The following is a 13,090-nucleotide window of genomic DNA, read 5'->3' on the forward strand; positions in this document are numbered from 1 at the left end:
CACTCTCCAAGCAGGTATTTTTTTAAACACCTTCATTATAAAGGAATATTATATCATATATTATCTCACATCCGCAGTATTAAAAGCGAGCGAATTTAACATCGAGGAGGAAAATAATGAAAAAGTTACTCTATAAAGGTGGAACCGGTGTAATGCAATCCGCTTTGTTCGTAAAACTCTATAAACAGTTCACCGGCTCGGTGCTGAGCCGTCCGCTTATCCGTCCGTTTATTTATTTTTCCGGCATTAATGAAGCGGAAATCCGTCGGCTGAAAGGCGGGTATAAAACGTTGCGCCAATTGTTTACCCGGGAGCTTCCTCCTGGAACTCGTCCGGTAAACTATGAAGAAGATGTACTTGTCTCACCGGCGGACGGAAAGTTGACTGCTGCAGGTGACATTGAAGAAAATTCACAGTTTACTGTCAAAGGAGTACAACAAACGATTCAAGATTTGCTTCGTTTTCCGCAAGTGTATCAAACGTATCAAAACGGTTCGTTTGCAGTTATTTATTTATCGCCGAAAGACTATCACCGGGTTCATACGCCGTTATCAGGAACTCTTCGTCAGCGTTATGCTCTCGGGTCAAAATCCGAACCGGTTAACGACTTAGGATTTCACTTCGGCAAGAGTCCGCTGGTGACTAACCATCGCGTCATCAGTGAATACGAGACTGCGTACGGGAAAATGGCCGTAATTAAGGTCGGCGCATTGAATGTGAACAGTGTCGATATTTCGGCTCGCTCGTTAAACTTAGAAAAAGGCGAAGAGATGGCGCGCTTTTCTTTAGGATCAACGGTGATTATTTTGACGGAAACATCAGGCTGGAATTTTCGTCCTTCAGGCGGGCATATAAATGCTTTTTGCCGTGTCGGAGAAGAAATTGCCAGATTTCAAGGTGAGTGGCGATGAATTTATTGACGACGCTCGCGCAGCGAATTGTCCAAGAAGTGACTGATATTGTACAAGAGGAAGTGATCGTTTGTGATGAATCCGGAATCATTGCGGCAGCGAGTGATAAATCACGGATAAATATGTTTCACGAAGGAGCTGAACTTACTGTTCAAGATAAAGAGAAGCTCATTATAACGGAAGACGATGTACATAAATTACAAGGGGTCAAACCCGGTTTAAACTTGCCGATCATGATGAAAGGCAGTGTCATCGGTGTCATCGGCATTACCGGTAAGCCTGAAAATGTATTACAGTTCGGCCAGCTGATCCAACGAATGACTGAACTGATCGTCCAAGAAGCTTATTCCAGCGAACGCCTTGACTCGAAATACCGCGGACTTGAGACGTTCATTTACGAATGGGTCAATATTCAAGTATTGGATGAGGAATTCATTGAGCGGGGGGAAATACTCGGGATTCAGATGAGCGAGAAGAGAAAGTGCGTTCTGATCGAAGTGTTAAATACGACGGATGCGACGGAACAAGTCGTTCCGCTTGACCAAGAACTGTCCGACTTGTTTCGGGAACATCTGGATATGTCTGCGCAAGAATTTATCGTTCCGTGGGGGAATGGAAGGTTTATATTTTTACATTCAACGGAACGAAAGGACGGCAGTTATTTTTCGCTGAGGGGAAGCCTGGAACGCTGTCAGCGGGAAACCCTCCGCCGTTATCATATGAATATTGCTGTCGGGATCGGTCAGGAGGCAGAATCGCCAAGTAAACTGTACCGTTCTTATTTTGAAGCGAAACGTGCGATGCAGGCAGCGAAAAAGACACAGAAACCGACATTTTATGAAGAATTGACGCTGGATATTGCGCTGTCAGAAGTGTCCGATACGGCAAAGGAAACGTTTGTAAACCGGGTCTTAGGTTCACTGCGGCATGATGATGAGCTGTTGGAAACACTGATGATTTATATTAAAGAAAATCAGCATTTAAAAAATACCGCCCGGCGTCTGCATATTCACATCAATACGCTGCATTACCGGTTAAAGAAAATAGAAACATTGACCGGCAGTCCTGTAAAACAGAGTGACACGTTCGTCTCTTTATATCTCGCTTTGTTGTTTTTGCGGGAAAACTTATGAAATCAGCGTGTTTTGTGTTAAGAAACAAAACATACAATTAATTAACGAAATATATTGTATATATACACCTACTTGTAAACGTTTTCATAAGGTATAATATAGTAAGTAAAAAGATACAGGGGGAAAAGAGATGCTTAAACAGGATGTAAGAGACCAATTAACAGCGATTGTCGGGGAAGAAAATCTGCTCGATTCACAGCAGGATCTGATCGCGTATTCGTACGATTCCACACCGGACTTTCAAGAATTGCCGGATGCGGTGATCAAACCGCGTCATACGGAAGATGTTTCCGCGATCATGAAGGTATTAAACGAAGAGAAATTACCGCTTGTGCCCCGGGGAAACGCGACGAACCTTTGTGCGGGAACAACCCCGCTTGAGGGCGGTGTCGTGATGATTTTCAATCATATGAACAAACTGTTGGAAATTGATGAAGAAAACTTAACGGCGACTGTCCAGCCGGGTCTTATCACGCAAGATTTAATTACTGAAGTCGAAACCCGCGGTCTTTTTTATGCTCCCGATCCTTCTTCGATGAAGATTTCAACGATCGGAGGCAATATTAACGAAGGTTCCGGGGGACTGCGCGGATTGAAATACGGTGTGACGCGCGACTATGTCATGGGGTTAGAATTCGTCATGCCGAATGGCGATATTGTCCGCACCGGAGGGAAATTGGCGAAAGATGTTGCCGGTTATGATTTAACGCGATTAATGATCGGCTCTGAAGGAACACTAGGTGTTTTAACGGAAGCGACGATGAAACTGATTCCAAAACCGGAGACGAAGAAAACGATGCTGGCCCTTTATCACAACTTAGAATCCGCCGGTGATACGGTGTCGACGATTATTGCAAACAAAATTATTCCCGCGACGTTGGAATTTCTTGATCAGCCGACCATTCGTGTTGTGGAAGATTTTGCGCAAATCGGTTTGCCGACCGACGTCGGAGCGATTTTGCTGATCGAGCAGGACGGCCCGCCCGAAGTTGTTGACCGCGATATGGTGAAAATGAAAGAAATCTGCGAACAAACCGGAGCAATGAGCGCCGACATTGCCGCAACGCCGGAAGAAGGAGCGGCCTTAACCGCTGCACGGCGGTCGGCTCTTTCCGCGCTTGCACGAATGAAACCGACGACGATTTTGGAAGATGCGACGGTTCCGCGCTCGAAAGTAGCTGAAATGGTCCGCGCAATTGAAGAGATTGCCGAAAACAACAATGTGGAAATCTGCACGTTCGGTCATGCCGGCGACGGCAATCTTCACCCTACCTGCATGACGGACGCGCGCGACCGGGAGGAAATGAAACGCGTCGAACAAGCGTTTGAAGATATCTTTGCAAAAGCGATTGAACTGGGCGGCACGATCACCGGAGAACACGGGGTCGGGGCAATGAAATCGCCTTATCTGTCCTGGAAAGTCGGGGATACAGGTGTCAATGTCATGCGAGAAATTAAAAAAGCTTTTGATCCGAATAACATTATGAATCCGGGAAAAATGTTTGCCAAAGATGAAAAATTCCGTGTGGTGGTGGAAAAATGACAGCAAATAAAGAACAATACCGAGCGGAAGTGACGAAACAATTTCAAGAAAAAATGGATTATGACGAGCTGTTAAACTGTATGAGATGCGGTTTTTGCCTTCCGCATTGCCCGACATATATCGAAACAGACGGCAATGAAGCAGCATCGCCGCGGGGACGCATTGCCTTAATGAAAGCAGTTGTTGACGGGAAGATGGAACCGGATGAAGATTTTGAGGCGCAGCTCAGCCTTTGTCTAGGCTGCCGAGCGTGTGAACCCGTCTGTCCGTCCGGTGTGAAGTACGGTCATCTGCTCGAAGAAGCGGTTGATATTTTACAGCAAAACAAAGAGCATTCTATGCCCGTAAAAATGTTCCGCAGTTTCCTGTTTGACCATGTATTTCCTAAGCCTGAACGCATGCGTCAGCTGAACGGATTAATGTGGTTTTATCAAAAATCGGGTATCCAAAAGGCAGCCCGAACGATGAATTTAACGAAAATAGCCGGAGGCCATATGGCACAGATGGAAAGGGTGCTTCCGGAGATCCCGTCTCCCAGACGAATGAAACAGCGCCCGCGCCGTGTTGAGGCTGAAGGAGAACGTAAAAAAACCGTCGCGTTCTTTTCCGGCTGTCTGATGGATACGATGTTTATGGATACGAATGATGAAACGCTTTATCTGTTGAAAAAGGCAGGCTGTGATGTAGTTATACCGGAGAAGCAAAATTGCTGCGGAGCGATTCATGCCCACAGCGGAGAAAAAGAACAGGCAAAAGAGCTGGCAAAGCAAAATATCGCCGCGTTTGAAGAAGGCGATTATGATTATATTATTTCTAATGCCGGCGGCTGCGGCGCTGTATTGGATGAATATGATCACTTATTAAAAGATGATCCGGACTGGTCGGAACGGGCTAAGGCATTTGCAGGCCGGGTCATGGACATCAGCGAAATACTTTACGACGCCGGTCTACCGCCGATGGAGCTTGACGCGCAAATCGTGACATTTCAAGATTCATGCCATTTGCGCAATGTCATGGGAACGGCTTCAGCGCCTAGAAAACTGCTGCACCAAATCGAAGGCGTAACATTTGTCGAGACGGCAGAAGCCGACCGCTGCTGCGGCTCAGCCGGAACGTACAACTTGATCGAAGAGGAAATGTCGATGCAAATTCTTGATCATAAAATGGAAAATATCGACCGAACAGCGGCGACGACAGTCGTCACAGCCAATCCCGGATGTCTTTTACAAATGAAACTCGGCGTTGAGCGGGAAGATAAAACGAGTACGATGGAAGCGGTGCATATCGTCGATTTACTTGCGAAGGCAGTCCGATACAAAGAAGAAAAAACCGGTTCCCCTGTATAGGGGTCCGGTTTTTAGAGTGTTGACAAAGTCACGTTATCGTCATATGTTATCCTGATTAAAGACCGGATGACGACGCATCGTCCGGCTTATTTCCTGCGGGCGAGCGCCGAGCCGCTTCGGGCTTATGCCCTGCAGGGTCTCGTCTGTCTCGCTATCCCGCAGGAAAAAGCCGGGATGCTGGGTCATCCTCCTTCTTTGAATCGAGTGTTTTCATAATAAAGGAAGCCACGCATCCACTCCTCCGACGCCTCCGGGAAAGCAATAGACGAAGATCCGTATTCGGCAGCCTCAGGCCGCCGAATACTAGCTGAGTCCTTGCCCGGGGCAAGCGGAGGTTAGCGGCTGCGTGGCTTACGTCAAAATAATAATTTGTCTACAATCTGAAAACCGGATCCCTTGTATAGGGGTCCGGTTTTTTTTACTGATCACGGTTTTGTTCTTTAATGGCTTCGGCCAAATCATCTTGGTTGCTCTGATCTGACATTTTAACTTGCGTGTTATAGGCTGAGCGCGCGATCATAAACGCAGCTACAGGCGCTGTTAAAAAAACGAATATGATAGTAAGCAGCAATTTTCCGACGAAGATGCCGTTCATCAAGAAATAGAGAAACACTCCGGTAATAATGCTGATCACACCTAGAGTAGCGGATTTTGTGGCCGCATGCAGCCGGCCGTATACATCGGGAAAGCGGATAATGCCGATGCTTCCTAAGACGCTGAGGCCCGCCCCAGTCAATAAAAAGATGCTAATGACGATCTCGATCAAGGACGATCCCTCCTTCGACAAACTTAGCGATAGCAACAGAACCGATAAAGGCCAATATAGCGATAACGAGCGCTACTTCTGCATAAGCAATCGTGTCTTGAACGATCATCAAAATCGCAATAAAGCCGATTAAAATGATTCCGATCGTATCAAGCGCGACAATTCGGTCAGGGGCAGAAGGGCCGATCAGTGCACGCACTGTGCAAATAACAATCGATCCTGCCATTAGAAACAGCGATATTGCAGCGACAGTAGAGAGCATCAGTGCGTCACCTCCATGATTGCTTTTTCGAATGATTCGTGTATTTCTTGAATCGCTTTTTCTTTATCCGGTACATGAATCGAGTGAACGTATAATATCCGGCCACCGGCGGAAAAATTCATTGTTAATGTTCCCGGAGTAAGAGAAATGAGATTAGCCAGCAAGGTTACTTCCCAATCTGTTCTCAGTTTTGTCGGCACCGCGATGATCCCCGGTTTAATATTCATGCTCGGACTCAAAACGATGCGGATCATGTCAATATTTGAGAGGATCAATTTGTAAGCGAACAGTAAGATCAGTTTGAAAAAAGCAACGACACGTCTGAAATAAAAGTCGAAATGCAGAAACCTGCGCAAGAAGTAGAGCAGGGCTACACCGACGATATACCCGATGAAAAAGCTCAAGAAGGTATATTCATTTTGCAGTAACATCCAAATAAAGGCTAATCCGATGTTCAGTAATATTTGAAAAGCCATAATAACTACTCCTCCAGCACAGATTCGACATAGTAGGACGGATCAGTTAATTGCTCGCCCATTTCCAGCGAGAAAAGAAAGAACGGTTCAGCAGCGACACCGAGAATCACCGTTAACGCAACGAGCGGAAGAACAGGCAAAATTAATTTTCCGACTTTACGTTCTTTCGCTGATGGATCCGGCAGTTTTTCTTCTCCCCAAAATGAAGTCATAAAAATCTTCATCATTGAAAACAGCGTCAATACACCGGTTGCTAAGCTGACGGCAATAACAAAGTAATGCCCGGCTTCAAAACCGGCAATAACAAGCGCAAATTTACCGAAAAATCCGCTGAGCGGGGGAAGACCGGCCAGTGAGATAGCTGTAATAAAGAAGAGCCAGCCGACATACGGATGCGTTTTTAACAGCCCGCTCATTTTTTTCAAGTGCGTTGTCCCGGTAATTTTTTCGGTGATGCCGGCAAAGAAAAACAGGCCCGATTTGACGATAATATTGTGGGCGAGAAAATAAAACGTTCCGGCAATCGCCAGCGGAGTGCCGATCCCGATTCCCATAATCATGTAACCGACCTGACTGACGATGTGCACAGACAGAATGCGTTTGAAATCAAATTGCGCAACTGCGCCCAAAACACCGATAAACATCGTCAGTCCGCCGAATAAGAGCAAGATTTGAAAGACGATCGGATCGTTGTTAAAGATGAGCGTATACATGCGCATAACGGTGTACACGCCGACTTTTGTCAGCAATCCGCCGAAAAGGGCGGCAATCGCTGCCGGCGGTGCAAAATAAGAATGCGGAAGCCAGAAATACAATGGGAATATCGCACTTTTCGTCCCGAATACAAATAAGAACGTTAATGCGATAACCGTTAAAATGCCGCTGTTTTCCTGTTCATACAATTGCGCTATTTTTACGGATAAATCCGCCATGTTCAGTGTACCGGTTACACCGTATATATACGCAATCGCAGCGATAAAAAACATCGAAGAGACTGTATTAATAATCACGTATTTTAACGATTCTTGCAACTGATAACGCTGACTGCCCATGGAGATAAGTATAAAGGACGAAATCAGCATGACTTCAAAAAATACGAACAGATTAAAAAGGTCACCCGTCATAAACGAGCCGTTTACACCAACCATTAAAAAGAGATAAAACGTGTGAAAATAATTGGCTTCCCGTTCGGCTGAGAATGTTTGGTAAGCAAAAAACAGCGTCACAAGCCCGAGAATTCCCGCGAGAAACACGAGGGAAACGGACAACAAATCGGCAACAAGCACGATTCCAAACGGCGCTTGCCAGTCGCCAAGAGCGATCGTTTGAATCCCGTTATTGTATACGGCGTATATCAAGTAACCGGAAATACCGGTCATTGCAGCTGAAGCGATGACACTGATTACGCGTTGAATCATTTTAGAATTTTTGAAAAAGATCAGAATGACCCCTGCTAAGAGCGGTATGAGTATAGGCAGAATGAGTAGGTTAGTCATCGTCAGATCCCCTTAGTTCATCAAAATTATCCGTTTCGTGTACTTTGTATGTTCGATAGGCCAATACGAGCATAAAAGCGGTGATCCCGAATCCGATAACAATGGCTGTCAAGACTAGCGCTTGCGGCAGCGGGTCTGTATACGAACCGGCTTCCTCCCCTAAAAGAGGAGGGGCACCTGTTTTCAATCCGGACAATGTTAAAAACAGCAAATGTGCGCCATGTGAGAGAATAAGCACCCCAAGAACGACACGCAACAAACTTTTCGTCAGTATTAAATACGTCGAAACTGTAAAGAGGATGCCGATTGCAAAAATCATTAATACTTCCATCAGCTATCATCCTCCGCAACCGTTAAAATCACTAGCAATGTAAAACCGACAACAACAAGGTAAATGCCTAAATCAAACGGCAGCGCTGTCGTCAATTCTGTTTCACCCAAAATCGGCAGCTGAAAGTACTCGAAAAATTGCGTTAAATAAGGAAAGCCGAAAAACATCCCGGCTACCCCTGTCAACGTGGCGAGCAACAGCCCGGCGCCGATCACATAAGCATAATCAAACGGCAACACCCGTTTAATCGTTTTGAGATCAAAACTTAAATACAGCAGCACAAGGGCAGAAGCGGTCATCAACCCGCCGATAAAGCCTCCACCCGGGTTGTTATGTCCGGCGAAAAAGAGGAAGATCGAAAAAATCAGAATAATAAACGCCACGATTCGTGTGACAACGTGCAGCTGAATCGGTGTATTCTTCATACTTCCTCCCTCCCTGAAGCTTTATACTTGATCAAGACCACAACGCCGAGGGCGACAATCCCGAGGACAAAAACTTCGAGCAGTGTATCGAGACCGCGAAAGTCAACTAAGATCACGTTGACAATGTTTTCTCCCCCTGCAAGAGCATAAGCGTTCTCTACAAAATAATCAGAAATCGGACTGATATCGTGTCCGTGACTGAAGGCGTGGGCGCTGAGGCCTGTAATTGTCACGACAGCGCCGACGCTTAATGAAATAAGCAAGTTAGACCATTTAAACACCGGCTTAAACGACTCTTTGCGCAGTTCCGGCAAGTGATAAAACACGAGAAGGAACAAGACGACCATCACGGTTTCGACAAGCAGTTGCGTCAAAGCAAGGTCCGGTGCCCGGATGACAACAAAGATAAGCGCGACAAGAAAGCCGATAATCCCGACAAGTATAATCGCCGGAACCCGCTTCGTCATAAACGGAACAGCGATCGTCGAAAGCGACAGCGCAAGAATGATAAAGAACATATACGGAGAGATTTGCGCTGTATTCGCAAGGTCGATCGCAAATGCATTCGTGCGAATAAGCGCGTAACTGAGAACGGCGACCAAAAAGACAAACATATACGTAAAGTAATGCCGCAGTTTTCCGGTCATCTGCACTCCGTCAACATACTGTGCGCCGCTGATTAACCCGGTTAAACCGTTATCGTACGCTCCGTTAAGCGGATCGCGTTCGCCTAAATAAAAAGCGGTTTGCTGCAGTTTGTCGAAGTTCAAAAACAAGGCAGTGCCAATCAGGACAACGCCCATCGTCATCAGCAATTCAGTGTTTAAGCCGTGCCAATGATAAATATTGACATAGAATTGTTCACCTTCGCCAAGCAAGCCCGGTAAAATAGACTGCATGGCCGGTTCGATAACCGTATAGGCGAGCATATTTGGAAACAGGCCAAAAACGATCACCATTAAACCTAATACAGCAGGCGAAATCAGCATGCCGACCGGCGCTTCGTGGGCATGTTTCGGCAGCTCTTCCGGTTTATGCTTTCCGGTGAAGGTTTGAAAGAACATCATCATCGAATAAACAAACGTGAATACACTGGCGATCCATGCGACAACAGGAATTAAAAAGCCGAGTGTTTCAACGTTAAACATGTCAAGCGTCGTAATGTTTAATGCGCCTTCAAAGAAAATCTCTTTGCTTAAAAACCCGTTAAACGGAGGCAATCCGGCCATAGAGGCGACACCGATCAGTGAAATCGTAAACGTAACCGGCATGATCGCCATTAAACCTCCGAGCTTGCGAATATCGCGAGTCCCGGTTTCGTGATCAATGATGCCTACAACCATAAAGAGACTGCCTTTAAACGTCGCATGATTAAACAAGTGAAAAACAGCTGCCAAAATGGCAACAGTGTAAAGCGATTCCCCGTCAATCACATCGTAATGAAAGGCGGCTGACCCCATTCCAAGCAGGCTCATAATTAATCCGAGCTGACTGACGGTAGAAAACGCCAATATTCCTTTCAAGTCTTTTTGCCGCACGGCTGATACAGACCCCCACAGCAAAGTGAGCAGGCCGAAACCGGTGACGATCCAAAACCATTCTGCCTGACCGCCGAACAGCGGCGTCAGACGTGCGACGAGATAAATTCCGGCCTTTACCATCGTAGCTGAATGGAGGTATGCACTGACAGGTGTAGGCGCCTCCATTGCATCCGGCAGCCAGATGTGAAAAGGGAACTGAGCTGATTTTGTAAAAGCGCCGGCTAATACTAAAATCATTGCAGGAACGAAATACGGACTCGCGGCGATTTGATCAGACATCGCGATAATTTCCTGTACACTGAATGTGCCGGTCATTAAATAGAGCAGCGTGAAACCGGCGAGCATCGCGAAGCCGCCCGTCACGGTGATCAGCATCGATTTTTGCGCGCCGTAACGGGAACGTTCTTTATGATACCAGTAACCGATCAAAAGAGCGGAAGATAATGAGGTGAGCTCCCAGAAAACGTACAAGACAATGAGATTGTCTGAAAGAACAACACCGAGCATAGCCCCCATAAACATAAGTAAGTATACGTAAAAATTGTTAAGCGGTTCATCGCGTTTATTCGCGATGTAATAGATTGAGTACAAGACAACAAGCGTTCCTATCCCGCTTATTAACAGAGCGAAAAGCAGACTCAGACCGTCCAGATAAACGGTGAAATCAACCCCGAGTGAAGCAACCCAGGCAACAGTCACTTCTACCGGCTGAAAAGCCGTTCCGCCGAGCGGCAAAAACTGCAGTAAGTAAATAAAAATAATCAGCGGCAGCGGCAAGACAAACCACCCTGTATGGATATGGCGGAATTTCTTATAAAAGAGCGGTATCAAAAAAGCAAAAAGAAATGGCGCCAACGGAATTATATGAAGCGTGGACAAGTGTTAAAACCTCCTTATTCAATTAGTAAACGTGACAGCAGTGTCACGTTATCAGTCAAAGCATGTTAATATTGTGATTGTCGTCTGCTTTCCTTCTGCCGTCACACGTATAGAAACACAGCTAGAATTATAATATAAAAGAAATGATGTTGCATCCGTAAAAGATTGATCTCTTTTGAAATTTATTAACCTATAAATATGTAGAAACTCAACTTGCAGGATATAATTTTTTTATTTTCCCCGCTGCTTTTTTAATTGTCGTTTGAAATTCTTTTGCCGAAACGGGTATGATAGAAAAGAAAAGAGTTAATGAAACGGGGGACACGCAAGTGATTGATCGATTTGTTCCGAACCAGTATTTTCCTTCAGTGTTTGATATCTCTATTACACAACTGAAAGAAAAAGGAATTACTTCCATTATAATTGATTTAGATAATACCTTAATCGGCTGGGACATGGATGAAGCAACCGCCGAATTGAAAAATTGGTTTGACCTGTTACATAAGGAAGGTTTTTCAATTACGATTGTTTCCAACAACAGCCGTCACCGTGTACGGACGTTTGCTGATCCGCTCGGCATTTCCTACATTGCGAGAGCGAAGAAGCCGCTCGGCGGGTCTTTTGAAAAAGCCGCATCTTTAATGGATGCAGCAACAGAAGATACGGCAGTAATCGGCGACCAGCTGCTTACAGATATTTTGGGCGGCAACCGGAGAGGATTTCATACAATATTGGTGGCTCCTGTAAAACAAAGCGATGGAGCAGCGACAAAGTTTAACCGTTTTATGGAAAGAAAAGTATTTAAAGCTATGAAACGAAAGGGTTTGATGGAATGGAAAGAGAACGAGAAGACGAAGTGATCTGTGCCGGATGCGGGATCACAATCCAAACAGAAGATAAAGAGAAGCCGGGTTATACGCCGGCGCAAGCTTTGCAGCGTGACGTTGTGATCTGTCAGCGCTGCTTTCGTTTGAAACATTACAATGAGGTACAAGATGTTTCGTTAACGGATGACGATTTTTTTAAAGTTCTCCAGCAGCTCGGCGAACGTAAAGGTTTGATTGTGAAAATCGTTGACATCTTTGACTTTGACGGAAGTTGGATTGACGGAATCCATCGGCATACAGGCGGCAATCCCGTCTTGCTCGTCGGCAATAAAGTCGATTTGCTGCCGAAATCCGTCAAGCGTTCGAAAGTCATTCACTGGATGAAAAAAGAAGCGAAAGATCGGGGACTAAAACCGGTTGATGTTCATTTAATGAGTGCGTCTTCGGGCGAGTCTGTTCAAGAAACAGCAGAAAAAATCGATCAATACAGAAACGGAAAGGATGTCTATGTGATCGGTTCAACGAACGTCGGAAAATCGACGTTTATAAACCGGCTGTTGGCGGACTTCGGCGCAGAGAATGACATGATGATTACGACATCGAATATTCCCGGGACGACGCTGGATATGATTGATGTACCTTTGGACGACGGTTCATCGCTTTTCGATACGCCCGGGGTGATGAACTCCCATCAAATTGTCCATTTGCTTGATCAAAAAGAAATGAAAAAAATGACGCCTGTAAAAGAGATTAAACCGACTGTTTATCAGCTGAACGAAGGACAAACGATTTTTTTCGGCGGTTTAGGGCGAATCGATTTTGTTCAAGGCGAACATCAATCGTTCATCGTTTATATGGCGAACGATCTTTATTTGCACCGGACAAAAACAGAAAAAGCGGATGAATTATATAAACAGCATTTAGGTACAACGCTCGCTCCGCCGTCTGAAAATAATGCTCATCTTTTTCCCGCTTTAGAGAAAAAAGAGTGGAAAATTCCCGAAGGAAAACACGATGTCGTTTTTTCCGGGCTTGGCTGGGTAACTGTTGACGGTAAAGGCGCCGTTGTGCGTACGTATGTTCCAAAAGGTGTCCAAGTCAGTATTCGGCCGTCGATTTTTTAAGCAAACAATCGAATTGAGGAGGTGCAAGCA

General features: G+C 45.6%; 14 protein-coding genes. 7 read left to right on the plus strand and 7 right to left on the minus strand.

Annotation, left to right across the window (positions count from 1 at the left end; all coding sequences use genetic code 11):
* Positions 1-116: 116 nt before the first annotated feature.
* The 5 genes from asd to EDD67_RS13805 all read left to right on the plus strand — a co-directional run bounded on the left by asd (position 117) and on the right by EDD67_RS13805 (position 5,149).
* Positions 117-911 (plus strand): archaetidylserine decarboxylase, encoded by a 795-nt coding sequence (asd, locus tag EDD67_RS03935; RefSeq protein ID WP_121439010.1) that lies wholly within the window; start codon positions 117-119, stop codon positions 909-911.
* Complete coding sequence (locus EDD67_RS03940; protein WP_121439009.1) at positions 908-2,044, plus strand: CdaR family transcriptional regulator; 1,137 nt, start codon at positions 908-910, stop codon at positions 2,042-2,044. The genes asd and EDD67_RS03940 overlap by 4 nt, the downstream gene beginning before the upstream one ends.
* 130 nt (positions 2,045-2,174) lie before the next feature.
* Positions 2,175-3,587, plus strand: a complete 1,413-nt coding sequence (locus EDD67_RS03945; RefSeq protein ID WP_121439008.1) for an FAD-linked oxidase C-terminal domain-containing protein — start codon at positions 2,175-2,177, stop codon at positions 3,585-3,587.
* Complete coding sequence (locus EDD67_RS03950) at positions 3,584-4,933, plus strand: (Fe-S)-binding protein (protein ID WP_093072324.1); 1,350 nt, start codon at positions 3,584-3,586, stop codon at positions 4,931-4,933. Before EDD67_RS03945 ends, EDD67_RS03950 begins: the two co-directional genes overlap by 4 nt.
* A gap of 66 nt (positions 4,934-4,999) precedes the next feature.
* A complete protein-coding gene (locus EDD67_RS13805; protein ID WP_154718742.1) occupies positions 5,000-5,149 on the plus strand; it encodes a hypothetical protein in 150 nt (49 codons plus the stop codon).
* 202 nt (positions 5,150-5,351) lie between these two features.
* Here EDD67_RS13805 and mnhG read toward each other — a convergent pair whose 3' ends face one another.
* The 7 genes from mnhG to EDD67_RS03985 are packed head-to-tail and all read right to left on the minus strand — an operon-like array spanning position 5,352 to position 11,109.
* Positions 5,352-5,699 carry a monovalent cation/H(+) antiporter subunit G gene (gene mnhG, locus EDD67_RS03955; protein ID WP_121439007.1) on the minus strand — a complete coding sequence of 116 codons (348 nt, stop codon included), beginning with the start codon at positions 5,697-5,699 and terminating at the stop codon, positions 5,352-5,354.
* Positions 5,680-5,961 (minus strand): Na(+)/H(+) antiporter subunit F1, encoded by a 282-nt coding sequence (locus tag EDD67_RS03960; RefSeq protein WP_121439006.1) that lies wholly within the window; start codon positions 5,959-5,961, stop codon positions 5,680-5,682. The genes mnhG and EDD67_RS03960 overlap by 20 nt, the downstream gene beginning before the upstream one ends.
* On the minus strand, positions 5,961-6,437 hold the full coding sequence (locus tag EDD67_RS03965) for a Na+/H+ antiporter subunit E (RefSeq protein WP_121439005.1): 477 nt from the start codon (positions 6,435-6,437) through the stop codon (positions 5,961-5,963). The genes EDD67_RS03960 and EDD67_RS03965 overlap by 1 nt, the downstream gene beginning before the upstream one ends.
* A gap of 5 nt (positions 6,438-6,442) precedes the next feature.
* Positions 6,443-7,933: a Na+/H+ antiporter subunit D gene (locus EDD67_RS03970; RefSeq protein ID WP_093072328.1), complete on the minus strand. Its 1,491-nt coding sequence runs from the start codon at positions 7,931-7,933 to the stop codon at positions 6,443-6,445.
* A complete protein-coding gene (locus EDD67_RS03975; RefSeq protein WP_093072329.1) occupies positions 7,926-8,264 on the minus strand; it encodes a Na(+)/H(+) antiporter subunit C in 339 nt (112 codons plus the stop codon). Before EDD67_RS03975 ends, EDD67_RS03970 begins: the two co-directional genes overlap by 8 nt.
* Positions 8,264-8,689: a Na(+)/H(+) antiporter subunit B gene (locus EDD67_RS03980; RefSeq protein ID WP_093072330.1), complete on the minus strand. Its 426-nt coding sequence runs from the start codon at positions 8,687-8,689 to the stop codon at positions 8,264-8,266. The genes EDD67_RS03975 and EDD67_RS03980 overlap by 1 nt, the downstream gene beginning before the upstream one ends.
* Entirely contained in the window at positions 8,686-11,109 is a 2,424-nt protein-coding gene (locus tag EDD67_RS03985; RefSeq protein WP_121439004.1) for a Na+/H+ antiporter subunit A, read from the minus strand. The genes EDD67_RS03980 and EDD67_RS03985 overlap by 4 nt, the downstream gene beginning before the upstream one ends.
* 329 nt (positions 11,110-11,438) lie before the next feature.
* Between EDD67_RS03985 and EDD67_RS03990 the strand changes: the two genes are divergently transcribed.
* Both EDD67_RS03990 and yqeH read left to right on the plus strand, forming a co-directional pair.
* A complete protein-coding gene (locus EDD67_RS03990) occupies positions 11,439-11,969 on the plus strand; it encodes a YqeG family HAD IIIA-type phosphatase (RefSeq protein WP_093072332.1) in 531 nt (176 codons plus the stop codon).
* Positions 11,942-13,060, plus strand: coding sequence for a ribosome biogenesis GTPase YqeH (gene yqeH, locus EDD67_RS03995; protein WP_121439003.1), 1,119 nt, complete (start codon positions 11,942-11,944; stop codon positions 13,058-13,060). Before EDD67_RS03990 ends, yqeH begins: the two co-directional genes overlap by 28 nt.
* The last annotated feature ends 30 nt before the right edge of the window (positions 13,061-13,090 follow it).

The sequence above is a fragment of the Salisediminibacterium halotolerans genome (genome assembly GCF_003814815.1).
Classification (GTDB): domain Bacteria; phylum Bacillota; class Bacilli; order Bacillales; family Salisediminibacteriaceae; genus Salisediminibacterium; species Salisediminibacterium halotolerans.